Annotated in this window: 21 protein-coding genes; 6 read left to right on the top strand and 15 right to left on the bottom strand. The window is 61.3% G+C overall.

Annotated features, from left to right (window positions below):
- Positions 1-38 precede the first annotated feature (38 nt).
- Positions 39-770: a TetR/AcrR family transcriptional regulator gene (locus tag CLM72_RS16585; RefSeq protein ID WP_034127895.1), complete on the top strand. Its 732-nt coding sequence runs from the start codon at positions 39-41 to the stop codon at positions 768-770.
- Between the two features lie 282 nt (positions 771-1,052).
- Here CLM72_RS16585 and CLM72_RS16580 read toward each other — a convergent pair whose 3' ends face one another.
- Positions 1,053-2,114, bottom strand: coding sequence for an FUSC family protein (locus tag CLM72_RS16580; protein ID WP_105227176.1), 1,062 nt, complete (start codon positions 2,112-2,114; stop codon positions 1,053-1,055).
- 163 nt (positions 2,115-2,277) lie between these two features.
- On the bottom strand, positions 2,278-3,894 hold the full coding sequence (locus CLM72_RS16575) for an NADP-dependent glyceraldehyde-3-phosphate dehydrogenase (protein ID WP_034127893.1): 1,617 nt from the start codon (positions 3,892-3,894) through the stop codon (positions 2,278-2,280).
- A gap of 138 nt (positions 3,895-4,032) precedes the next feature.
- Here CLM72_RS16575 and CLM72_RS16570 point away from each other — a divergent pair, with 138 nt between their 5' ends.
- The gene (locus CLM72_RS16570; protein ID WP_105227175.1) at positions 4,033-4,893 is read left to right on the top strand and encodes a Dyp-type peroxidase; all 861 of its coding nucleotides are present in this window, start codon (positions 4,033-4,035) and stop codon (positions 4,891-4,893) included.
- A 20-nt stretch (positions 4,894-4,913) separates the two neighbouring features.
- Here CLM72_RS16570 and CLM72_RS16565 read toward each other — a convergent pair whose 3' ends face one another.
- Positions 4,914-5,435, bottom strand: a complete 522-nt coding sequence (locus CLM72_RS16565; RefSeq protein WP_105227174.1) for a DUF3087 family protein — start codon at positions 5,433-5,435, stop codon at positions 4,914-4,916.
- Positions 5,436-5,549: 114 nt separating this feature from the next.
- On the opposite strand from CLM72_RS16565, the gene CLM72_RS16560 reads away from it, so the two are divergent.
- Together CLM72_RS16560 and CLM72_RS16555 are read left to right on the top strand one after the other, a co-directional pair.
- Positions 5,550-5,729, top strand: coding sequence for a hypothetical protein (locus CLM72_RS16560; protein WP_032902836.1), 180 nt, complete (start codon positions 5,550-5,552; stop codon positions 5,727-5,729).
- Positions 5,730-5,741: 12 nt separating this feature from the next.
- Positions 5,742-5,942, top strand: coding sequence for a DUF6021 family protein (locus CLM72_RS16555; protein WP_032902837.1), 201 nt, complete (start codon positions 5,742-5,744; stop codon positions 5,940-5,942).
- Between the two features lie 30 nt (positions 5,943-5,972).
- Here the strand turns inward: CLM72_RS16555 and CLM72_RS16550 are convergent, their stop codons facing one another.
- Complete coding sequence (locus CLM72_RS16550) at positions 5,973-6,209, bottom strand: DUF6555 family protein (protein WP_003192128.1); 237 nt, start codon at positions 6,207-6,209, stop codon at positions 5,973-5,975.
- 120 nt (positions 6,210-6,329) lie between these two features.
- On the opposite strand from CLM72_RS16550, the gene CLM72_RS16545 reads away from it, so the two are divergent.
- Together CLM72_RS16545 and CLM72_RS16540 are read left to right on the top strand one after the other, a co-directional pair.
- Complete coding sequence (locus CLM72_RS16545; protein WP_105227173.1) at positions 6,330-7,163, top strand: arylamine N-acetyltransferase; 834 nt, start codon at positions 6,330-6,332, stop codon at positions 7,161-7,163.
- A 125-nt stretch (positions 7,164-7,288) separates the two neighbouring features.
- Complete coding sequence (locus tag CLM72_RS16540; protein WP_034127889.1) at positions 7,289-8,041, top strand: outer membrane beta-barrel protein; 753 nt, start codon at positions 7,289-7,291, stop codon at positions 8,039-8,041.
- A gap of 297 nt (positions 8,042-8,338) precedes the next feature.
- Here the strand turns inward: CLM72_RS16540 and nuoN are convergent, their stop codons facing one another.
- The 11 genes from nuoN to nuoC all read right to left on the bottom strand — a co-directional run bounded on the left by nuoN (position 8,339) and on the right by nuoC (position 22,122).
- On the bottom strand, positions 8,339-9,802 hold the full coding sequence (gene nuoN, locus CLM72_RS16535) for an NADH-quinone oxidoreductase subunit NuoN (RefSeq protein ID WP_003174731.1): 1,464 nt from the start codon (positions 9,800-9,802) through the stop codon (positions 8,339-8,341).
- 7 nt (positions 9,803-9,809) lie between these two features.
- Entirely contained in the window at positions 9,810-11,342 is a 1,533-nt protein-coding gene (gene nuoM / locus CLM72_RS16530; protein ID WP_014718913.1) for an NADH-quinone oxidoreductase subunit M, read from the bottom strand.
- Between the two features lie 55 nt (positions 11,343-11,397).
- Positions 11,398-13,251 (bottom strand): NADH-quinone oxidoreductase subunit L, encoded by a 1,854-nt coding sequence (gene nuoL / locus CLM72_RS16525; RefSeq protein WP_105227172.1) that lies wholly within the window; start codon positions 13,249-13,251, stop codon positions 11,398-11,400.
- Positions 13,248-13,556, bottom strand: a complete 309-nt coding sequence (nuoK, locus tag CLM72_RS16520; protein ID WP_003174727.1) for an NADH-quinone oxidoreductase subunit NuoK — start codon at positions 13,554-13,556, stop codon at positions 13,248-13,250. The genes nuoL and nuoK overlap by 4 nt, the downstream gene beginning before the upstream one ends.
- Before the next feature lie 2 nt (positions 13,557-13,558).
- Positions 13,559-14,062, bottom strand: coding sequence for an NADH-quinone oxidoreductase subunit J (gene nuoJ, locus CLM72_RS16515; protein ID WP_003174726.1), 504 nt, complete (start codon positions 14,060-14,062; stop codon positions 13,559-13,561).
- A 9-nt stretch (positions 14,063-14,071) separates the two neighbouring features.
- Positions 14,072-14,620, bottom strand: coding sequence for an NADH-quinone oxidoreductase subunit NuoI (gene nuoI / locus CLM72_RS16510; RefSeq protein ID WP_003174725.1), 549 nt, complete (start codon positions 14,618-14,620; stop codon positions 14,072-14,074).
- A gap of 11 nt (positions 14,621-14,631) precedes the next feature.
- On the bottom strand, positions 14,632-15,639 hold the full coding sequence (gene nuoH, locus CLM72_RS16505; RefSeq protein WP_003174724.1) for an NADH-quinone oxidoreductase subunit NuoH: 1,008 nt from the start codon (positions 15,637-15,639) through the stop codon (positions 14,632-14,634).
- Entirely contained in the window at positions 15,636-18,350 is a 2,715-nt protein-coding gene (gene nuoG, locus CLM72_RS16500) for an NADH-quinone oxidoreductase subunit NuoG (RefSeq protein WP_105227171.1), read from the bottom strand. Before nuoG ends, nuoH begins: the two co-directional genes overlap by 4 nt.
- 135 nt (positions 18,351-18,485) lie before the next feature.
- Positions 18,486-19,841: an NADH-quinone oxidoreductase subunit NuoF gene (nuoF, locus tag CLM72_RS16495; protein ID WP_032896666.1), complete on the bottom strand. Its 1,356-nt coding sequence runs from the start codon at positions 19,839-19,841 to the stop codon at positions 18,486-18,488.
- Positions 19,838-20,335, bottom strand: a complete 498-nt coding sequence (nuoE, locus tag CLM72_RS16490; RefSeq protein ID WP_003174721.1) for an NADH-quinone oxidoreductase subunit NuoE — start codon at positions 20,333-20,335, stop codon at positions 19,838-19,840. The genes nuoF and nuoE overlap by 4 nt, the downstream gene beginning before the upstream one ends.
- A gap of 2 nt (positions 20,336-20,337) precedes the next feature.
- Complete coding sequence (gene nuoC, locus CLM72_RS16485; RefSeq protein ID WP_003192111.1) at positions 20,338-22,122, bottom strand: NADH-quinone oxidoreductase subunit C/D; 1,785 nt, start codon at positions 22,120-22,122, stop codon at positions 20,338-20,340.
- Positions 22,123-22,191 lie beyond the last annotated feature (69 nt).

Here is a 22,191-nt window from a genome sequence, read left to right as displayed (position 1 = left end):
ATTATTTTTTAAAACAATATTTCCGCCGTGGAACCCATATGGTCGCGAAGAAACTCAGCGCTCCAAACGTTACCAAGACTCGACTGCTGGATGCGACAGAGGCTCTTTTCATCAAGTACGGCTATGACGCCGTGTTGCTACGGCAGATAACCGAGCGTGCCCAGGTCAACCTGGCGGCGGTGAACTACCACTTCGGGGACAAGGACTCCCTGATGAAAACCCTGCTGATGCAACGCCTGGAGCCTCTCAACGAGCAGCGCCTGGAACTGCTGGCGCGCTGTGAAGCCGAATCCGATGGCCCGCTCGATTGCGACACACTCCTGGGCGTGCTGTTTGCCCCGGCCATGGGCCTGGAGCGCAGCGACCCCGCCAGCGGGGAAGGGCGTTCGTTCATTCGCTTCCTGGGCCGGGTCTACAGCGACACCTCGCCGTTTATCCAGGAATACCTCAAGGTCCATTACCAGCCGGTGTTCCAGCGTTTCTTCGAAGCCTTCGCCCTGGCCCTGCCGGATTTGCCACGTAATGAACTGGGGGTGCGCCTGCAATTTGCTCTCAAGGCCATTTCCGGGGTCATGGCAGGCACCGAACTGCGCCTGCTGATGAACTCCATGAGCCTGGGCCGCCCGGCCACGGATGCCGAGGTGATGGCCAAGCTGATCACGCTGGTGTCGGCGGCGATTCGGGTGCCGCAGCAAAGCCAGGAAGCCGAAACGGCACTGGCCAAGGTGCTGGAAACCCAGCGCGCCCTACGCGAACACCACGCCCTTTAGGAGCGAGCCTGCTCGCGAAAAACGTCAACGATAGCGCTGGCACTCTGGCTAACCGCGGCGTCATTGCGTTCTTCGCAAGCAAGCTCGCTCCTCTAGAGGTTGGCCCTATTTTCGGAGCCAGAAAACAGGCAAAAAAAAGCCCGCTGGGGCGGCGGGCTTGATATGCAACGTTTGTAACGGATGAGGCTTCACAGTACGTCTCGGCTTGTGAATAAAACGTGAAAAATATGTAAGAGAAAGTGTGAATGTGTCGATGTGCGTGAAGATGTCATCCAGCGGTCGCTAAATCTTCCAGCGATCAGCACTTTTGCCAAGCCGTTGACGCATCTGATCCACGTTCGCCGCCAGTTGCAAGGTCAACAGACGATACCCATCCAGCGCACTGTACACCGGTGCATCCAGTGTAGGCTCACTGGCATGGGCGTGACCGGTACGCTCCAACCGCTCCGTCACCCCCGATTTCAACGCGCGCGCCATCCCCACCAACTGCACCCGGATTTGCCGATGCTCGGCCTTCAACATGACTTGCATCCGCGCCGTGGCCTGCTCATCACGCGGGTCTGGCCGGGTATTGCCCAGAATCTCCAGGGTGCTGATGCACAGGCGCAGGTGACGCTGGATCGCGTCCAGTTCAGTCATGGAAATCCGCACTTCCTTGGACACCGAAGGCATCAACGAACGCAGTTGCACCATCGCCCCGTTCAAACGGTTGAGCAGCTTGAGGTGTTCATCGTCAGTCACGGACTGGCCATTGATGATCCGGCTATAAATCTGCGCGCAGTCACGCAGGGCGCTGGCCAGGTTGTAGCGCCACGAATACACGGCGTACAACGGCAAGGCAAAGGAAAACGCCAGGGCCAGCACAATGCCGATGAGGATATCGACGGTGCGCCACAGGCCATCGGAGATCGGGTTGTCGCCATGGCCGGCGACGATAAACACCGTGATCGCCGACAGCAGCGCGATATAACCGCCCTTGCCGATGGCGTGATAGGAAAAGAACCCGCACACCACGGACATCAACAGATAGGTGAGCAACGGCAGGCCGAAGTACGCCTGTTGCACCACCAGCAGCAAGCCGACGCTGGCGCCGATCAAGGTGCCGTAGGCGCGCTCGACGGCTTTCTTGCCGATATTGCCGTGGTGCTGCAACCCGCCGATGACGATCAGCATGGTCACCGACGCCCATTCACCGTGGGGCAGGTTGAGGCCGGTGGTCAGCAGGATGGTTGCCAGCAAACCCACCGATACGCGCGCGGCGTGGATCAGCTTGGCATGGCGAAAGCGGCGGTAGGGGTCGAGCAAGGGGCGCAGCAGGCGCCGGGCAAAGAAGGGCAGGTTCATCAGTATTAAAGTGGCCTCAAATGTATGAATGTGCTCGATCAAATGTGGGAGCTGGCTTGCCTGCGATAGCATCACCGCGACCTGACTGAAAGACCGAGGAGCTGGCATCGCAGGCAAGCCAGCTCCCACACTGACCTGTCTGCACATTGGAACGGGGTTGGCTTCAGAAGATGTAGTCGGTGGTCAGGAAGCTCGAATCGCGGTTGCGCAAAATATCGCTGACCAACGCCTTGTTACTCTCCTGGAACTTGGTCGCCACCAAAGTGCGGATCGAGAACACGCGCAAGGCGTCATGCACCGACAACGTGCCCTCGGCCGAGTTCTTGCGCCCGTTGAAGGGGAATGTGTCCGGCCCGCGCTGGCATTGGGCGTTGATATTGATACGGCCCACCTGGTTGGCGAAGGTGTCCACCAGGCGTCCGACTGCCACGGGGTCGGTGCCGAAGAGGCTCAACTGCTGGCCGAAGTCCGAGTCCAGCACGTAGTCGATCACGGTCTCCAGGTCGCGATAGGGCACGATCGGCACCACGGGGCCGAATTGCTCTTCGTGGTAGACGCGCATCTGCGGGTTTACCGGGTACAGCACCGCCGGGTAGAAGAACGAACCACGGCTGCTGCCGCCCTCGGGGTTCATGACCTTGGCGCCATGGCGCGCCGCATCGGCCACCAGTTCGCTGAGGTAATCGACCTTGCCGACTTCCGGCAGTGGCGTCAGCGCCACGCCATCCTCCCACGGCATGCCGGGCTTGAGCGTCGCCAGCTTGGCGTTGAATTTCTCGATAAAGCGCTCGACCACGTCTTCATGCACGAACAGGATCTTCAACGCGGTGCAACGCTGGCCGTTGAACGACAGCGAACCGGTGACGGCTTCGTTCACCGCGTTGTCCAAGTCCACTTCGGGCAGCACGATCCCCGGGTTCTTGGCATCCAGGCCCAGCGCAGCACGCAAACGGTGCGGCTTGGGGTGCAGCTTTTTCAAATCACTGGCGGCCTTGTTGGTGCCGATAAACGCAAAGATGTCGATCTTGCCGCTGGCCATCAGCGCGCTCACGGTCTCGCGGCCGCTGCCGTAGATCACGTTGATCACCCCGGCCGGGAAGCTGTCACGGAAGGCTTCCAGCAAAGGGCGGATCAACAGCACACCCAGCTTGGCCGGCTTGAACACCACGGTATTGCCCATGATCAAGGCCGGGATCAGCGTGGTGAAGGTCTCGTTCAACGGGTAGTTGTAAGGCCCCATGCACAACGCCACGCCCAGGGGGACGCGGCGGATCTGGCCGAGGGTGTCCTGCTCCAGTTCAAAACGACTGCTGCGGCGGTCGAGTTCCTTGAGGGCATTGATGGTGTCGGTGATGTAGTCGCAGGTACGGTCGAATTCTTTCTGCGAGTCCTTGAGGTTCTTGCCGATCTCCCACATCAGCAGCTTGACCACCGCATCGCGCTGTTCGCGCATGCGCCGCAAAAAAGCTTCGACGTGCTGGATACGCTCGACCACGCGCATCGTCGGCCATGCACCCTGGCCACGGTCGTAGGCGCGCACGGCAGCATCCAGGGCGGTGAGGGCGGTGTCGGCATCCAGCAACGGCGTGCTGCCGATGTGTACACGCTCATCACCCAGTTGCACGGGGCTTTGCACGCGGGCGAGCGGGCCGTTCCACACCTGCAACTGGCCATCGACCAGGTATTCACGTTGCTCAATGGGCGCCGCCAGGCGAAATTGCTCGGGAATCTGCGCGGTGGAGGTGGGAAACAGCTGGGCGAGCAGGTTGCTGGTGGTCATGTCGCTACCCCTGGAATAGTTGCAAAACATGACTAGAGAGTCACCCAACAAGCGGCTCTAACGCAAGGCTTGCGCGCATTCTTGTTCGCAGCGCGGTGTACGCCGGGTAAACTGCGCGGCTTTTCAGAAGGAGTTCACATGAGTCAGTACCAGCCGGGCATTCTTGCCGCACCGGTGCCTTTGCAGGCCCGTCATCTGTTTTTTGCCCTGGATTCGTTGCAAGCCGTGCCCGCTGCGCTGGACGCGCTGGTGCAGTTGACGGATGCGGCGGCCGTGGTGGGGTTCGGTGAGCCGCTGGTAAAAGCGCTGGGTGCCCAGATCCCAGGGCTGCGCTCATTCCCGGCCGTTAGCGGCCCTGGCGCGCACAACCCGTCGACTCAGCAGGCGCTGTGGGTATGGTTGCATGGGGTGGATCGCGGTGAGTTGTTGCTGCGCAGCCGTGCCGTGGAAAAAGCGCTGGCTCCGGCGTTTCGCCCGGTGCAATCGACTGAAGGTTTCCGCTACAAGACCGGCTTTGACCTGACCGACTACGAAGACGGCACCGAAAACCCCCACGACGATGCCGCCGTGCAAGCCGCGCTGACCGACAGCGGCGCCAGCTTTGCCGCGATCCAGCAATGGCAGCACGACCTTGACGGTTTCGCCGCATTGCCTGCCCAGGAGCGTGACCACATCATTGGCCGCCGCCATGGCGACAACGAAGAACTCGATGACGCCCCCGAGTCAGCTCACACCAAGCGCACCGCCCAGGAAAGCTTTACCCCGGAAGCTTTCGTGGTGCGCCGCTCGATGCCCTGGGCCGAGAATGGCCAGGCTGGGTTGATGTTTCTCGCCTTCGGGCATTCCTTCGAGGCGTTTGAGGCCCAGCTTCGGCGTATGAGCGGGTTGGAGGATGGGATCGTCGATGGCCTGTATCGCATCAGTAAGCCGTTGACCGGTGGCTATTACTGGTGTCCGCCGGTCAGGGAAGGGCGCCTGGACCTGAGTCTGGTTTTTTAACCGCCTTTTTGCCTGCTCCCTCAAGCGCTTTTGAGCGCTTCCAGCCACGCGGGATCGAGCCGGGTTTGTTCGGTGTCGATCCCCAGTGCGTGCATCTTCGCCTTGTGTGCTTCGATTTCGCCGACCAGTTGCGCCTGGGCGCTGGAGTTGGCGTCCAGCTCGTGCATCTGCGTCAGCCCCAAGTGATAGAAGCGCAACAGCTTGATGGCTGCCGGGTCGTTGGCCTGCACCCGCTCGGTGACCTTGTGCATAACATTGGTCACGCTCATCAGGCTGCGCTTGAGTTGCCAGCCATACACCGCTGGCGCCAACCAGGCCTGGCTCCAGAACGGGCCACGCACCAGCGCGACCGTGATCAACACGCCGGCGAAGACGCCGCCGACGTTGAAGCGAAAATTGTCACCGCCAGGCTCACCGAACAGCATCACCGCCAGGCTCGACAGCAGCATGGCCAGGGCCAGGAACAGCACCGCGACGATCAACGTGCTGCGGCGGGTCTGTTGGCGATAGGCAGTGGGGTCGCAGGGTTTGAGTTCGAACATCCGGGGCAGGTCTCCAAAAAGGGCGGTCATCTTCTCACGCCTGGTGCAATGAAGTTGAACGATGGCGCGGGGCGGTTTCTCTAAAATGGTGAACCCCTCATGAGGTCAGTCATCATGTCTGAACACAAGCAGCCACCGCCAGGTACACCGGATCCGAACCGTACGCCGGGCGAGGAGGAGCGTGATAACGATGCGTTGCGCCCCAACGATCCCAAAGAGCGCGGTCCGGACAACGATGTCGAGCGCGTCGAAGAGGACCTGGAAAACCTCCACGACAGAGCCCGCCCGCTTTAGCAGGAGAATATGATGAACAAACCTACCGATGGTCCCTCTTCCAACGAACACGCCAGTGGCAAGGATGAACTGGGCTTCGACCCGGATTCGCCGGATGTAGCCGACCCACAGGTCGATCCCATCGGCCCGGCTATTGCGCCGTTGGACAAAAAGGACGACGAGACAGCGAAAAAAAAGCCGCCCTACGATCCGTTGGGCGACTTGAAGCAATGAACCGAGCCCCGCCGTTGTGCGGGGCTTTGTTTACCTGGGCGGCGACCAGCTGACATCGCTGATACCGTATTTTTCTGCCCAGGGCCGGGTGGTCTTTTTCACCTGTTCGTGACCTACGCGGCCGATGCGGCTGACATGGGCAATGTCGGCATCGACGGCCGCCCAATGCCAGGCCTCGGCGTTGTTCATGACTTCGGCGCGCACCACGAAAGACTTGGGTTTACCGTGTAGCTGATAGTGGACGGTGTAGATTTTTGCGGTACTCATGCTGCCTCCCAATCCTGTTATAGATGGATAGGCCGGCGCTCCAAAAGGTTCATTCAAAATGACAACGCAGGCAGAGGCGCGGCATAGTGACGCTCTTGCCCTGCGCCCAAGGATCGCGCCATGCACACACTCACCGATAGCCGCCTGTACCTGCAACGCCTGGGCTATGCCTCGCCACCGCCGCCCACCCTGCAAACCCTGCGGGACTTGCAACTGCGCCATGTGTGCAGCTTTGCCTTTGAAAGCCTGTCGACCTTGATGCATGCACCGGTACCGATCGACCTTCCCAGCGTTGAGCGCAAGGTACTGCACGAGGGACGCGGCGGCTATTGCTACGAGTTGAACCAGCTGTTCCTGGCACTCTTGCAGGAACTGGGCTTCGAGGCCCGCGGCATCACCGGGCGTGTGGTGATCGGCGGCCCACCGGACGCCCACACTGGGCGAACCCATCGCTTGAGCCTGGTGACCCTCGACGGCGTGCGCTATATCACCGATGTCGGTTTTGGCGGCATGGTGCCCAGCAGCCCGTTGCAACTGGACAACGACGCCCCCCAGGCCACCGCTCATGAGCCTTATCGCCTGACGCTCAATCACGGCAGCTACACGCTGTGGGCGCAGGTGGGCGAGGAGTGGCGTGGCCTGTACGTGTTCGATCTGCAAACCCAGGCCGACATCGACTATGAAATCGGCAACTGGTACGTCTCCACGCACCCAGGCTCCCCGTTCGTAGGGCAGTTGAAAGCCGCGCTGCTTGCGCCTGGCAGGCGCCACACGTTGGCCAACGCCCGCTATGCGGTTCATTACCTGGATCGGCCCAGCGAGAAGCGCAAGCTGGAGAGTGCTGATGAGTTGCTGACGTTATTGCGCGACACCTTCGGCATTTGTTTGCCGGCTCAGCCCCAACTTCGCGAAGCGGTTGAGCACCTGATCAGGGCCGATCTCGAAGAGTATTGAGATAGAGCCTTCGCTGAACCGTTTTTTCTCCATGTTGGTGCAAATCAGTTCGAACTTTTTGCAAACGCCAAGGTTCGAACCGATTCCTGAATACTTTGCCCACCTTAAAATGGAGATGTAAAACGATGTCCAAACTATTCGGAAAATTCCTCAAGAACACCTCGTTGCTGGCCCTGGTGGCTGCGCCTGGCGTGGTGTTCGCAGCACCTTCCACCGACCCGATTTCCACGTTCGGGATCATGGGCAGCTACAACGACTTCAAACTTGAAGGCGGCAGCGAAAGCGACAAGGACCACATGCCCGAAGCTGGCCTGTTCTACAACTTCGGCAACAAGCTCACCGCCGAGTCGGGCTTTATCTACCAGGCCGGTATCGAAGCCAAGTACGGCGAAAAAAGCGATAACAAACTCAAGGAAGGCCAGGCCGACCTCGACCTCGGCTGGCGTGCCGCGCTGGATGCGCGCAACTTCGTCGATGTGATCGTGGGCGGTGGCTACACCTGGACCCGCTACGAGCCGGACACCAATGGCTACGACATGAAACTCACCAACAAGTCGCCGTTTGCCAAGGCAGCCCTGGGCTACAACCACCAGTTCGATGACATGACCCTGCGCGTTGAAGCCGGCGCCCGTCACACCATCGATGGTCGCGCCAAGCTCAAGGTGGACGGCGTTGGCAGCGACAGCGTGGACCTCAAGGACCGCACCAACCCTTACGCCGAAGTCAGCCTGCTGATGAACCAGAAGGGCGACCTGCCAGTGATGGCGGGCCTGTACTACACCCGCACCGAGTACAAGCTCGATAACGACTCCTATGTGGCCGACAACACCAAGCTCAAGCGTGATGAGTATGGTTTCAAGGTGGGTATCGCGTTCTAAGGTTGCGGCCTTGACCAATCCCCAGTTTGAATAAAAAACGCCCCGCTATAAGTCGGGGCGTTTTTTTGCCTGTGGCTGTCGGCCCAGGTTAACCCTGTATTGGGTCAGACAGTTCTGGGGTGTTTGTTTTGGCGCCTTCGCGGGCAAGCCCGCTCCCACATTTTGAAAGCGTTCCCCTGTGGGAGCGGGCTTGCCCGCGAAGGCGATGGTGAATGCACCGCCTCTCTAATACCTCGCCTCTGAAACGCAAAACGGCGCCCAAAGGCGCCGTTCTGTTTACTGCATCAACCTAAGCGATCAAACGCCCAGCACCGCGTGCTGCACCAGGGTGAGCAACGGTTGTGGGTACACGCCCAGGAAGAACGCGAGCAGGGCGATGGCCAGCAGCATGACGCCGCCTGCCTTCTGTTCCCAATGCAGCTCGGCATCCACACGGCGCAGGTTTGGCTCGATCAGGTACAGGGTGACCATCACGCGCAGGTAGTAGAACACGCCGATGGCGCTGCCCAGTACCAGCGAGGCAACCAGCCACCATTCGTGGGCTTCGACACCGGTCGCGACAATGTAGAACTTGCCGATAAAGCCCGCTGTCAGCGGAATGCCGGCCAGGGACAGCATCATCACGGTGAGCACGGCGGTCAGGTACGGACGGCGCCAGAACAGGCCGCGGTATTCGTACAGGGCGTCGGCGTCACGGCCTTTGTACGGCGACGACATCAAGGTGATGACGCCGAACGCACCCAGGCTGGTGATCACGTAGGTGACCAGGTACACGCCGATGGCTTCCACGGCCAGGCCTTTGCTCGCCACCAGGGCGATCAGCAGGTAGCCGAAGTGGGCGATGGACGAATAACCCAGCAGACGCTTGAGGTTGTTCTGGGTCAGCGCCAGCAGGTTACCGAACAGGATCGACGCAATGGCGATCACGGTCAGCACGTTGCTCAGCACGCCCGTGTTGGCGGCGGGGGAGATCTGGAACAGGCGCACCATCACCGCAAACACGGCCACCTTGGACGCAGTGGCCAGGAACGCTGCCACCGGCGCCGGGGCGCCTTCGTACACGTCCGGGGTCCATAGGTGGAACGGCACCAGCGACAGCTTGAACGCCAGGCCGATCAGCATCATCGCCAGGCCCAACTGGGCAATCGGCGCCGGGCTGTTGGTGGCGGCCAGCGCGTGGCCGATACCGGTGAAGCTCAGGCTGCCGGCTTCGGCGTAGAGCAGGGCCATACCGAACAACAGGAACGCGGAACCGGCGGCCGACAGCACCATGTACTTGATGCCGGCTTCCAGGGAGCGCTTGTTGAAGAAGGCGTAGGCCACCAGGCCGTAGGTTGGGATCGACAGCAGTTCCAGGCCGATGAACAGGCCGGCCAGGTGCTGCGCGCTGACCAGCACGATACCGCCGGCCGCAGCCAGCAGGATCAGCAGGTACAGCTCTTCGCGGTTGCCCGGGTAGCCGGTGCCGCCTTCGCCGAGGTAGGCGTGGGCGAGGGTGACGCAGGCCAGGGTCGCCACCAGGATCAGGGCGATGTACAGCAGCGCGAAGTCATCGACCATCATCAATGGCGTGACGGCCAGTGGCGCGACCTTGAGGGCCGGGATGATCGACAGCAGGGCCAGGTTCAACCCGGCGCAGGACAGCAGGAACGTTTGCGAGTGATTGCGGCGCCAGGCGATTGCCAGCATCACCACCACGATGGTGAGGCTGGTAATCAGCAGCGGCGCAAGCGCGATAAAGTGTTGGATCGTGAATTCCATAGCGCTCTTACCGGGCCGAAGCGAGTTGAGAGAAGGCGGTGCCGAACCACTGCTGCACGCCATGCATCGTTGCGGCAGAAGTGTCCAGGAACGGTTGCGGGTACACGCCGATGAAGATCAGCAACACCGCAAGGCCGAGCACCATGATCAGTTCGCGCGCATCCATCCCTTGCAGGACGGTGTCGGACTTGGCCGGGCCGAAATAGGCGCGGTGGATCATGATCAGCGAGTAGACCGAACCGAACACCAGGCCGGAGGTAGCAATGGCGCTGATCCACGGCGTCTGTACAAAGGCACCCATCAGGATCAGGAACTCGCCGATGAAGTTACCGGTACCCGGCAAGCCGAGGGATGCGGCGGCGAAGAACAGGCTGATCGCCGGCAGGTACGCAATGCGCGACCACACGCCACCCATTTCACGCATGTCACGGGTGTGCAGGCGCTCGTACAGCTGGCCACTGAGGATAAAGAGGGCGGCGGCCGAAACACCGTGGGCCAACATCTGGATCACTGCGCCTTGCAACGCCAGTTGGCTGCCGGAGTAGATACCGATCAGTACGAAACCCATGTGGGAAACGGACGAGAAGGCAATCAGACGCTTGATGTCGGTTTGCGCGAAAGCCAGGAACGCACCGTAGAAGATCCCGATCAGACCCAGGGTCATGGCAATCGGCGCGAATTCGGCCGAAGCATTCGGGAACAGCGGCAGGGCGAAGCGCAGCAGGCCGTAGGCAGCGGTCTTCAACAGGATACCGGCCAGGTCCACGGAACCGGCAGTCGGCGCCTGGGCGTGGGCGTCAGGCAACCAGGAGTGGAACGGCACCACCGGCAGCTTCACCGCGAAGGCGATGAAGAAGCCCAGCATCAGCACGTACTCGGTGGTCAACGACATCTTGGTTTTCAACAGGTCGGCGTAGTTGAAGGTAATCACGCCGGTGTTGTTGAAGTTGACCAGTACCAGGCCCAGGATCGCCACCAACATGATCAGGCCGGAAGCCTGAGTGAAGATGAAGAACTTGGTCGCTGCGTAGATCCGGGTTTTCTTGCCGTCCGAAGAACTGTGACCCCAGAGCGCGATGAGGAAGTACATCGGCACCAGCATCATTTCCCAGAAGAAGAAGAACATGAACAGGTCCAGCGCCAGGAACACGCCGACAACGCCGCCCAGGATCCACATCAGGTTCAGGTGGAAGAAGCCCACGTGACGCTGGATCTCTTTCCAGGAGCAGAGTACCGAGAGGATACCCAGCAGGCCGGTCAGCAGGATCATCAACAGCGACAGGCCGTCGAGGGCCAGGTGCACGTTGATGCCGAAGCGCTGGATCCACACGTGCTTGAATTCAAGCGCGAAGGTGGGGTCGACACCTGGTGCCGGCGCGAATGAATAGTCACCATGGGCCCACAGCCAGAGGCCGAGCGCGAGTTCCAGGGACATGGTCAGCAACGCAATCCAGCGGGGGAGGGTGGCGCCGAAGCGTTCACCCATCCAGCAGAGCAGGCCGCCGATAAAGGGGATCAGGATTAGCCAGGGCAGAATCATGACGGGCTCGTTTCCTTTCGCAAGTTCGCAAAGTACGCAGTGCACTTAAACATAGTCAGACCGCTACCACGACGATGGCGCCGATCACCAGAACGGCACCCGCCGCCATGGACGCTGCATACCAACGCAATTGGCCGGTCTCGCTGCGGCTCAGGGCGGTGTGACCGGCCTTGGCGGCACGCGGGATCAAACCGATGGTCTGGTCGAGCGGGTCTTTGCGCAGCATGTGGCTGATCGCAAGGTAAGGTTTGACGAACAGTTTGTCGTAGATCCAATCGAAGCCCCAGGCGGCGAACCACCAGGCCGACAGGAAGCGACCAATGCCACTGTTGGCCACGGCAGTCACGAAGCGACGCTTGCCGAGGAACAGCAGAGCCGCCAGCAGGATACCGGCGATGGCGATGGCGCCCGAGGCGATTTCCAGGCTGTGCTGGGCTTCGCCACCGGCATGGCCGACGCTTTGTGGCAACACACCGTGCAGTGGCGGGGTGATCATCGCGCCCACGAACGTCGACAGGATGATCAGCACCGACAGTGGCAACCAGTGGGAGATGCCGTGGCCTGCGTGCGCTTCGGTCTTGGCTTCACCGTGGAAGGTGATGAAGATCAGGCGGAAGGTGTACAGCGAGGTCATGAACGCACCTACCAGGCCTGCGTACAGCAGGTTCTGGTTACCGCTGGCGAAAGCTTCCCAGAGGATTTCGTCCTTGGAGTAGAAACCGGCGGTCACCAGCGGCAGGGCTGCCAGGGCGGCACCACCGACGATGAAGCTGGCGTACGCCAGTGGCAGTTTCTTCCACAGGCCGCCCATCTTGAAGATGTTCTGCTCGTGGTGGCAGGCCACGATCACGGCGCCGGAGGCGAGGAACAGCAGGGCCTTGAAGAACGCGTGGGTCATCAGGTGGAAGATCGCCGCGTCCCAGGCGCCGACGCCCAGGGCCAGGAACATGTAGCCGATCTGGCTCATGGTCGAGTAGGCGAGGATACGCTTGATGTCGGTCTGTACCAGCGCGGCGAAGCCGGCCAGTACCAGGGTCACGCCGCCGACGATGCCCACCAGGTGCAGGATGTCCGGCGCCAGGGTGAACAGGCCGTGGGTACGGGCGATCAGGTAGACACCGGCGGTCACCATGGTGGCGGCGTGGATCAGTGCCGATACCGGGGTAGGGCCGGCCATCGCATCCGCCAGCCAGGTTTGCAGCGGCAGTTGCGCAGATTTACCCACGGCACCGCCCAGCAGCATCAGGGTGGCCAGGGTGATCCAGAAGTCGCCGACCTGGAATTTCTGCGGTGCCAGCACCAGCAGTTCCTGGATGTTCAGCGTGCCCACCTGTTGGAACAGGATGAACAGGCCGATGGCCATGAACACGTCGCCGATGCGGGTGACGATAAACGCCTTGAGTGCTGCGTTACCGTTGTTGCGGTTGCTGTAGTAGAAACCGATCAACAGGTACGAGCACAGGCCCACGCCTTCCCAGCCGAAGTACAGGAACAACAGGTTATCGCCCAGCACCAGGAACAGCATGCTGGCGATAAACAGGTTGGTGTACGAGAAGAAGCGCGAGTAGCCCGCTTCACCGCGCATGTACCAGGACGCGAACAGGTGGATCAGGAAACCCACACCCACCACCACGCCGAGCATGGTGATCGACAGGCCGTCGATGTAGAGAGCGAAGTTGGGCTTGAAGCCCTCGACCGCCATCCACTGCCACAGCACCAGGGTGTAGTGACCACCTTCGGGCGGCGCCACGTTGAATTGCCAGATGACGTAGGCGGCCACGATGGCCGACAGGCCGATGGAGCCCACGCCGATCAGGGCCGAGAGGTTCTCCGACCAGCGCCCGCGAGAGAACGACAGCAGCAGGAAACCGATCAGGGGGAATACGAAAGTCAGAAAGATCATGTTCATCCGCGCATCTCACTGGCAGCGTCGATATCAAGCGTGTGGAAGCGACGATACAGCTGCAGCAGGATCGCCAGGCCAATACTGGCTTCGGCGGCTGCCAGGCTGATCACCAGGATGAACATCACTTGCCCATCCGGCTGGCCCCAACGTGCGCCTGCCACGATGAACGCCAGTGCCGCAGCGTTCATCATGATTTCCAGGCTCATCAACACGAACAGAATGTTACGGCGAACCATCAGGCCGACCAGGCCAAGGCAGAACAGGATGCCGGCGACCGCCAGACCATGCTCCAAAGGGATAGCAGGCATCGTCATTGCTCCTTGGCTTCGTTGCGGCCCAAGTGGAAGGCAGTGATGGCTGCGGCGAGCAGCAGCATCGAAGCCAGTTCGACCACCAGCAGGTACGGGCCGAACAGGCTGATGCCCACGGCTTTCGCGTCTACGGTGGTGTGGCCGATGGCCTGGCCGCTCTGGTGAGCGAACAGCACATACAGCAGTTCACCCAGCAGCAGCGCTGCGAGGACAACCGGGCCGAGCCAGATGCCGGGCTTGAGCCAGACGCGCTCCTGGGCGACCGAAGCCGGCCCCAGGTTGAGCATCATCACCACAAACACGAACAGCACCATGATGGCGCCGGCATAGGCGATCACTTCCAGTACACCGGCGAACGGTGCGCCGAGGCTGAAAAAGGTCATGGCCACGGCGATCAGCGAAATGATCAGGTAGAGCAGGGCGTGCACGGGGTTAGTGTTGGTGATCACGCGAAGCGTGGACACCACTGCAATACCCGATGCGAAATAGAAAGCGAATTCCATCTTTCTTCCTTAAGGCAGCAAGCTCTTCACGTTGATCGGCTCGGCTTCGTTTTGTGCGGCGCCTTTTGGCTTACCGGCAACGGCCATACCTGCAACACGATAGAAGTTGTAATCAGGGTTTTTACCGGGACCAGAGATCAAAAGATCTTCTTTCTCGTACACCAGGTCCTGACGTTTGAACTCGGCCATCTCGAAATCCGGGGTGAGCTGGATCGCGGTGGTCGGGCAAGCTTCCTCGCAGAGGCCGCAGAAAATGCAGCGCGAGAAGTTGATGCGGAAGAAGTCCGGGTACCAGCGACCATCTTCGGTTTCAGCTTTCTGCAGGGAAATGCAACCCACCGGGCACGCCACGGCGCACAGGTTGCAGGCTACGCAACGTTCTTCGCCGTCGGGGTCGCGGGTCAGTACGATGCGGCCGCGATAGCGCGGCGGCAGGTACACCGCTTCTTCGGGGTATTGCAGGGTGTCGCGTTTGCGAAAGCCGTGACCGAACACCATCACCAGGCTTCGCAACTGGGTACCGGTACCCTTAACGATGTCGCCAATATATTTGAACATGGGTCAAATCCTCACTGAACCGCGGCAGCGGGCGTGTTCAACAACACGACGGCAGCCGTCACCAGCAAATTGATCAGGGTCAGCGGCAGGCAGAATCTCCAGCTGAAATCCATCACCTGGTCATAGCGCGGGCGCGGAATCGAGGCGCGCAGCAGGATGAACAGCATGATGAAGAACGCGGTCTTCAGGAAGAACCAGAAGAAGGCCAACTGCGGCAGGATGCCAAACGGACCGTGCCAGCCGCCGAAGAACAGCGTGACCAGCAGGGCCGAGATCAAGATGATGCCGATGTACTCACCGACGAAGAACATGCCCCACTTCATGCCGGCATATTCAATGTGGTAACCGTCGGCCAGTTCCTGTTCCGCTTCCGGCTGGTCGAACGGGTGACGGTGAGTCACGGCCACGCCAGCGATGAAGAAGGTGCAGAAGCCAAAGAACTGCGGAATGATGAACCACAGGTTCTGCGCCTGGTACTCGACGATGTCGCGCATGTTGAACGAGCCAACCTGCACCACGATGCCCATCAGTGCCAACCCCATGAACACTTCATAGGATACGGTTTGGGCCGAGGCACGCAAGCTGCCCAGCAGGGCGAACTTGTTGTTGCTCGACCAACCGGCGAACAGCACCGCGTATACCGACAAACCGGCCATGGCGAAGAAGAACAGCAAACCGATGTTCAGGTCCGCCACGCCCCAGGTCGGGGTGATCGGGATGATCGCAAACGCAATCAGCAAGGCGCTCATGGCTACCACCGGTGCCAGGGTGAAGATCACCTTGTCGGCAAACGGCGGGGTCCAGTCTTCCTTGAAGAACATTTTCAGCATGTCGGCAGCGATCTGGAACATGCCGAACGGGCCAACGCGGTTCGGACCGTAACGGTCCTGCCACCAGCCCAGCAGGCGACGTTCGACGAAGCTGAGCAGCGCGCCCGCGACGACCACGGCCAACAGGATCACGATGGCCTTGACCACCGAGATGATCACGTCAATTACTTCCGGCGTGAACCAAGTCATTGCGCTGCCTCCTGCAGACCGTCAACGGTTTTGCCGAAAATGGCAGGCGGAATACCGGCGATGCCTTTAGGCAGTGCAACCAGGCCGGCACCCAACTCATCGTTGATACGCAGCGGCAGGCGCAGGGTCTGGCCGGCCACGCTGACGCTGAGCAGGGCACCGTCGTTGACGCCCAGGCGGTCGGCTTCGGACTTGGCCACGGACACATAGGCGGCAGGAATGCGCTCTTGAACCGGCGCGGCCTTGGAAGAAGTTTCTTCGCTGCCGAACAGGTGGAAGAACGGCACGACCTGCCAGGTACCCGGCGCCGGATTGAACGGACGCGGTACCGCAGCGAACCAGTTCAGCGAGTCACCGCTGGTTTCGATCAGGCGGGTGCCCGGGTCGCCAGCGCGGATGTGACCACCGACTTCGTCCTGGAACTTGTTCCAGGCTTGCGGCGAGTTCCAGCCCGGCGACCAGGCAAACGGCACCTGCTGACGGGGTTCGGCCGAACCCGAATAACCTTCCATGGAGAAGGCAAACGCGGTGTCGTTGTCTTGCGGGGTACGTGGCTCGTGCACGCTGATGTCAGCACGCATGGCGGTACGACCGGAGTAACGCAGCGGCTCACGTGCCAGTTTCAGGCCCTTGATGCGGAACGCGGCAGAAGGCGCGGCATCCACGATACGAGCAAGCTGCGGCGCGCTGGCGGCGGTGGCAGCGGTCACGTGGTCGAGTTGGGTCCAGTCGATCGGCTGGTTCAGCAGGGTGGCGCGCAGGGCATGCAGCCAGCGCCAGCCTTCGTGCACCAGGATGCTGGCGTCCATGTACTTCGGATCGAACACCTGGAAGAAGCGTTGGGCGCGGCCTTCCTGGCTGACCAGTGTGCCGTCGCCTTCGGCGAAGGTGGCGGCTGGCAGCACCAGGTCGGCGCGGTCGCTGGTGGCGGTCTTCTGGTGGTCGGCGACGATCAGCACTTTGGCCGCGTCCAGTGCAGCGTCAACCTTGGCGGCAGCGGTGCGGGTGTACAGGTCGTTTTCCAGCACCACGATGGCGTCGGCGTTGCCGTCGATCACCGCTTGCAGCGCCGCGTCCACGGACTCGCCACCGAGCATTGCCAGGCCCAGGCTGTTGGCTTCCGGCACCACCAGGCTGATGGAGCCATTTTTGTCGCGCAGCTTAAGGGCCTTGGCGATGTTGGCGGCGGCTTCGATCAGCGCCTTGGAACCCAACGAGGTACCGGCAATGATCAGCGGGCGCTTGGCCGCCAGCAGGGCGTCGGCAATGCGCTGAGCCAACTCGACAGCTTCAGCGTCCAGGCCTTCAACGGCGGGTGCGCTGGCGTCGAGGGCGTGGGCCACGGCGAAACCGAGGCGCGCCAGGTCGTCCGGCGCGGCGTGTACGCATTCTTCAGCGATGTCGTCGAGCTTGGTTTCAGCCAGGGAAGCGATAAACAGCGGGTTCAGCGCGTGCTGACCGATGTTCTTCACGGCAGCGTCGAGCCACGGCTGTACGCGCATGGCGTCGGCCATTTCTTCGGCCTTGCCTTTGACCGACTGACGCAGCGACAGCGCGATGCGTGCAGCGGTCTGGGTCAGGTCTTCACCAAGTACGAAGATCGCATCGTGGTCTTCGATGTCGCGCATGTTCGGCACGGGCAGCGGGCTGTCGTTCAGCACTTGCAGGACCAGGCGGATGCGCTCCAGCTCGCCCGCTTCGATACCGCAGTAGAAGTGCTCGGCACCTACCAGCTCGCGCAACGCGAAGTTGCTTTCGAGGCTGGCGCGTGGCGAACCAATACCGACGATAGTGCGGCCACGCAGCAGGTCGGCAGCCTTATCCAGCGCGGCGTCCAGGCTCAGCTTGGCGCCATCGGCCAGCAGGGGCTGGCGTGGGCGGTCTTCGCGGTTGACGTAGCCGTAGCCGAAACGGCCACGGTCGCACAGGAAGTACTGGTTGACCGAACCATTGAAGCGGTTTTCGATACGACGCAGTTCGCCGTAGCGCTCGCCCGGGGAGATATTGCAACCGCTGGAGCAGCCATGGCAGATGCTTGGTGCAAATTGCATGTCCCACTTACGGTTGTAGCGTTCGGAGTGAGTCTTGTCAGTGAATACACCGGTCGGGCAAACCTCAGTGAGGTTGCCGGAAAACTCGCTCTCCAGCACGCCGTCTTCAACGCGACCGAAGTACACGTTGTCGTGGGCGCCGAATACGCCGAGGTCGGTGCCGCCGGCGTAGTCCTTGTAGAAGCGCACGCAGCGGTAGCAGGCGATGCAGCGGTTCATTTCGTGGGAAATGAACGGGCCGAGGTCCTGGTTCTGGTGGGTGCGCTTGGTGAAGCGATAACGGCGCTCGTTGTGGCCGGTCATCACCGTCATGTCTTGCAGGTGGCAGTGACCGCCTTCCTCACAGACCGGGCAGTCGTGGGGGTGGTTGGTCATCAGCCATTCGACGACGCTGGCGCGGAACGCCTTGGATTCTTCATCGTCGATGGAGATCCAGGTGTTGTCGGTGGCTGGGGTCATGCAGGACATGACGATACGACCACGGGTGTCGTTTTCGTCGGTGTATTGCTTGACCGCACACTGGCGACAGGCACCGACGCTACCGAGAGCGGGGTGCCAGCAGAAATACGGGATGTCGAGGCCGAGTGACAGACACGCCTGTAACAGGTTGTCCGCCCCATCGACTTCGAGCGCTTTGCCGTCTACGTGGATAGTGGCCATGGTTCAAAGTTCTTCGTTGGCCCGTTGTCAGCGGGCGTGGCTAATGGAATCTTGTTATTCATGTGCATCTACACAGCCTTTACGGCGTCAGCACATGAGCAGGCGAAGGGCACGGACCCTTCGCCTGTTTAAGCGTTACGCGCCGACTACGATCGGCTTTGCCAGAGGCGGGACGGCGGCGCTGGTGGGCGCGATGCCGGCTTCGAACTCCGAGCGGAAGTATTTGATTGCGCTGCCCAATGGCTCCACGGCGCCCGGTGCGTGAGCGCAGAAGGTCTTGCCTGGGCCGAGGAAGCCGACCAGGCCGAGCAGGGTTTCGATGTCACCCTCGCGGCCTTCGCCATTTTCCAGGGCCATCAGCAGCTTGACGCTCCACGGCAAACCGTCGCGGCATGGGGTGCAGAAACCGCAGGACTCGCGGGCGAAGAACTGCTCCATGTTGCGCAGCAACGAGACCATGTTCACCGTGTTGTCCACCGCCATCGCGAGGCCAGTACCCATCCGGGTGCCCACCTTGCCGATACCGCCGGCATACATTTGTGCATCCAGATGCTCAGGGAGCAGGAAACCGGTGCCGGCACCGCCTGGCTGCCAGGCTTTCAAGGTGTAGCCGTCGCGCATGCCGCCGGCGTAGTCCTCGAACAGCTCGCGAGCGGTCACGCCGAACGGCAGCTCCCACAGGCCTGGGTTCTTGACCTTGCCGGAGAAGCCCATGAGCTTGGTGCCCATGTCTTCGCTGCCTTCGCGGGCCAGGGATTTGTACCAGTCCACGCCGTCGGCGATGATCGCCGGCACGTTGCACAGGGTCTCGACGTTGTTCACGCAGGTCGGCTTGCCCCATACGCCGACGGCGGCGGGGAAGGGCGGCTTGGAACGCGGGTTGGCGCGGCGGCCTTCGAGGGAGTTGATCAGTGCGGTTTCTTCACCGCAGATATAACGCCCGGCGCCGGTGTGCACGAACAGTTCGAAGTCGAAACCGGAGCCGAGGATGTTCTTGCCCAGCAGGCCGGCGGCCTTGGCTTCTTCCACGGCACGGTTCAGGTGCTTGGCGGCGGTGGTGTACTCGCCACGCAGGAAGATATAGCCACGGTAGGTTTTCAGCGCACGGGCACTGATCAGCATGCCTTCGATCAGCAGATGGGGCAGTTGCTCCATCAGCATGCGGTCTTTCCAGGTGTTGGGCTCCATTTCATCCGCGTTGCACAGCAGGTAACGGATGTTGATGGATTCGTCTTTGGGCATCAGGCCCCACTTCACGCCGGTAGGGAAGCCCGCACCGCCGCGGCCCTTGAGGCCGGCGTCCTTCACGGTCTGGACGATATCGTCCTGGGCCATGTCGGCGAAGGCTTTGCGCGCAGCCGCGTAGCCGTTCTTGGCCTGGTACTCGTCGAGCCATACCGGCTCGCCGTCGTCACGCAGGCGCCAGGTAAGGGGGTGAGTCTCGGCCGAACGCTTGATCAGGTTGGCCGGGCCGAAGGAAGTCAGGGTCATGGGTAGCCCTCGAGCAATTGGGTGACGCCAGCGGGCTGTACGTCACCGAATGTGTCGTCGTCGATCATCAACGCCGGCGCCTTGTCGCAGTTGCCCAGGCAGCACACCGGCAGCAGCGTGAAGCGGCCGTCCGGGGTGGTCTGGCCGAGGCCGATGCCCAGTTTGTTCTGGATCTCGCTGACCACGGACTCATGGCCACCGATGTAGCAGACCATGCTGTCGCACACACGAATGATGTGGCGGCCCACCGGCTGGCGGAAGATCTGGCTGTAGAACGTCGCCACGCCTTCAACGTCGCTGGCGGGGATGCCGAGGATCTCGCCGATGGCGTAGAGGGCGCCGTCGGGCACCCAGCCACGTTCCTTCTGGACGATCTTCAGGGCTTCGATAGACGCCGCGCGCGGGTCTTCGTAGTGATGCAGCTCGTGCTCGATGGCCGAGCGCTCGGTTTCACTCAAGGTGAAACGGTCTGTCTGGATAAGCGTGCTGTTCATGCTTAGCGGTCCACGTCGGCCATAACGAAATCGATACTACCCAGGTACGCAATCAAGTCCGCGACCATCTCGCCTTTGATCACCGAAGGGATCTGCTGCAAGTGGGCAAAACTTGGGGTACGAATCCGGGTGCGGTAGCTCATGGTGCCGCCATCGCTCGTCAGGTAATAACTGTTGATACCCTTGGTCGCTTCGATCATCTGGAAGGATTCGTTGGCCGGCATCACCGGGCCCCACGAAACCTGCAGGAAGTGCGTGATCAGGGTTTCGATGTGCTGCAGCGTGCGCTCTTTGGGCGGCGGCGTGGTCAGCGGGTGATCCGCCTTGTACGGGCCGGCCGGCATGTTGCGCATGCACTGCTCGATGATCTTCAGGCTCTGGCGCATTTCTTCGACGCGCACGATGCAACGGTCGTAGGCATCGCCATTGGCCGCCAGCGGTACTTCGAACTCGAAGTTCTCGTAGCCGGAGTACGGGCGCGCTTTACGCAGGTCGAAATCGCAACCGGTGGAACGCAGGCCGGCACCGGTGACGCCCCATTCCAGGGCCTCTTTGGTGTTGTACTGCGCGACGCCGATGGTGCGGCCCTTGAGGATGCTGTTGTCCAGGGCGGCTTTCTGGTACTCGTCCAGGCGCTTGGGCATCCAGTCGATGAATTCCTTGACCAGGCGTTCCCAGCCGTTCGGCAGGTCGTGGGCCACGCCGCCGATGCGGTACCAGGCCGGGTGCAGGCGGAAACCGGTGATGGCTTCGATGACCTTATAGGCGCGCTGACGGTCGGTGAAGGTGAAGAACACCGGGGTCATGGCGCCGACGTCCTGGATATAGGTACCCAGGAACAGCAGGTGGCTGGTGATGCGGAAGAACTCGGCCATCATGATGCGGATGGTGTCGACGCGGTCCGGTACCTTGATGCCGGCCAGCTTCTCGACCGAGAGCACGTACGGCAGGTTGTTCATCACGCCGCCGAGGTAGTCGATACGGTCGGTGTACGGGATGAAGCTGTGCCAGGACTGGCGCTCGGCCATCTTCTCGGCGCCACGGTGGTGGTAGCCGATGTCCGGGACGCAGTCGACGATCTCTTCGCCGTCCAGTTGCAGGATGATACGGAAGGCACCGTGAGCCGAAGGGTGGTTCGGGCCCAGGTTGAGGAACATGTAGTCCTCGTTGGTGCCGGAACGCTTCATGCCCCAGTCTTCGGGGCGGAAGCGCGCCGCCTCTTCTTCAAGCTGCTGCTTGGCCAGGTTGAGGCTGAACGGGTCGAATTCGGTGGCGCGGGCAGGGAAGTCCTTGCGCAGCGGGTGACCTTCCCAGGTCGGCGGCATCATGATGCGCGTCAGGTGCGGGTGGCCCGGGAAGTCGATACCGAACATGTCCCAGACTTCACGCTCGTACCAGCTGGCGTTCGGCCAGATACCGGTCACGGTCGGGATGCTCAGGTCGCTCTCGCTCAGCGCAACCTTGATCATCACGTCGCTGTTACGTTCCAGCGACATCAGGTGGTAGAACACGGTGAAATCGGCGCCGCTCGGCAGGCCCTGGCGCTTGGTGCGCAGACGCTCGTCCACGCCATGCAGGTCATAGAGCATGACGTACGGCTTGGGCAGGTTGCGCAGGAAGGTCAGGACTTCGACGAGCCTGGCACGCGCCACCCACAGCACCGGCATACCGGTGCGTGTGGCCTGGGCGGTGAAGGCGTCAGGGCCAAAACGGTTATTGAGTTCGACAACCACATCCTGGTCGTCTGCCTTATAAGGCGGGATGTACAGAGCACTGCCTGTAGTCATGGTTTTTTATCGCTTTCGGTCAACGTAAAGAATGAAGCCAGGTTTTCGTTCTATAAAAGAAGCGGTGCT

The organism is Pseudomonas sp. MYb193, assembly GCF_002966775.1.
Lineage (GTDB): Bacteria > Pseudomonadota > Gammaproteobacteria > Pseudomonadales > Pseudomonadaceae > Aquipseudomonas > Aquipseudomonas paracarnis.
The sequence above is the reverse complement of the archived record's forward strand: the minus strand, read 5'-3'. Positions and strand labels throughout refer to the sequence as shown.

Coding starts and splice junctions, on each gene's coding strand:
- CLM72_RS16585 (WP_034127895.1), top strand. CDS start 39: ATGGTCGCGAAGAAACTCAGCGCTCCAAACGTTACCAAGACTCGACTG.
- CLM72_RS16580 (WP_105227176.1), bottom strand. CDS start 2,114: ATGAACCTGCCCTTCTTTGCCCGGCGCCTGCTGCGCCCCTTGCTCGAC.
- CLM72_RS16575 (WP_034127893.1), bottom strand. CDS start 3,894: ATGACCACCAGCAACCTGCTCGCCCAGCTGTTTCCCACCTCCACCGCG.
- CLM72_RS16570 (WP_105227175.1), top strand. CDS start 4,033: ATGAGTCAGTACCAGCCGGGCATTCTTGCCGCACCGGTGCCTTTGCAG.
- CLM72_RS16565 (WP_105227174.1), bottom strand. CDS start 5,435: ATGTTCGAACTCAAACCCTGCGACCCCACTGCCTATCGCCAACAGACC.
- CLM72_RS16560 (WP_032902836.1), top strand. CDS start 5,550: ATGTCTGAACACAAGCAGCCACCGCCAGGTACACCGGATCCGAACCGT.
- CLM72_RS16555 (WP_032902837.1), top strand. CDS start 5,742: ATGAACAAACCTACCGATGGTCCCTCTTCCAACGAACACGCCAGTGGC.
- CLM72_RS16550 (WP_003192128.1), bottom strand. CDS start 6,209: ATGAGTACCGCAAAAATCTACACCGTCCACTATCAGCTACACGGTAAA.
- CLM72_RS16545 (WP_105227173.1), top strand. CDS start 6,330: ATGCACACACTCACCGATAGCCGCCTGTACCTGCAACGCCTGGGCTAT.
- CLM72_RS16540 (WP_034127889.1), top strand. CDS start 7,289: ATGTCCAAACTATTCGGAAAATTCCTCAAGAACACCTCGTTGCTGGCC.
- nuoN (WP_003174731.1), bottom strand. CDS start 9,802: ATGGAATTCACGATCCAACACTTTATCGCGCTTGCGCCGCTGCTGATT.
- nuoM (WP_014718913.1), bottom strand. CDS start 11,342: ATGATTCTGCCCTGGCTAATCCTGATCCCCTTTATCGGCGGCCTGCTC.
- nuoL (WP_105227172.1), bottom strand. CDS start 13,251: ATGAACATGATCTTTCTGACTTTCGTATTCCCCCTGATCGGTTTCCTG.
- nuoK (WP_003174727.1), bottom strand. CDS start 13,556: ATGCCTGCTATCCCTTTGGAGCATGGTCTGGCGGTCGCCGGCATCCTG.
- nuoJ (WP_003174726.1), bottom strand. CDS start 14,062: ATGGAATTCGCTTTCTATTTCGCATCGGGTATTGCAGTGGTGTCCACG.
- nuoI (WP_003174725.1), bottom strand. CDS start 14,620: ATGTTCAAATATATTGGCGACATCGTTAAGGGTACCGGTACCCAGTTG.
- nuoH (WP_003174724.1), bottom strand. CDS start 15,639: ATGACTTGGTTCACGCCGGAAGTAATTGACGTGATCATCTCGGTGGTC.
- nuoG (WP_105227171.1), bottom strand. CDS start 18,350: ATGGCCACTATCCACGTAGACGGCAAAGCGCTCGAAGTCGATGGGGCG.
- nuoF (WP_032896666.1), bottom strand. CDS start 19,841: ATGACCCTGACTTCCTTCGGCCCGGCCAACCTGATCAAGCGTTCGGCC.
- nuoE (WP_003174721.1), bottom strand. CDS start 20,335: ATGAACAGCACGCTTATCCAGACAGACCGTTTCACCTTGAGTGAAACC.
- nuoC (WP_003192111.1), bottom strand. CDS start 22,122: ATGACTACAGGCAGTGCTCTGTACATCCCGCCTTATAAGGCAGACGAC.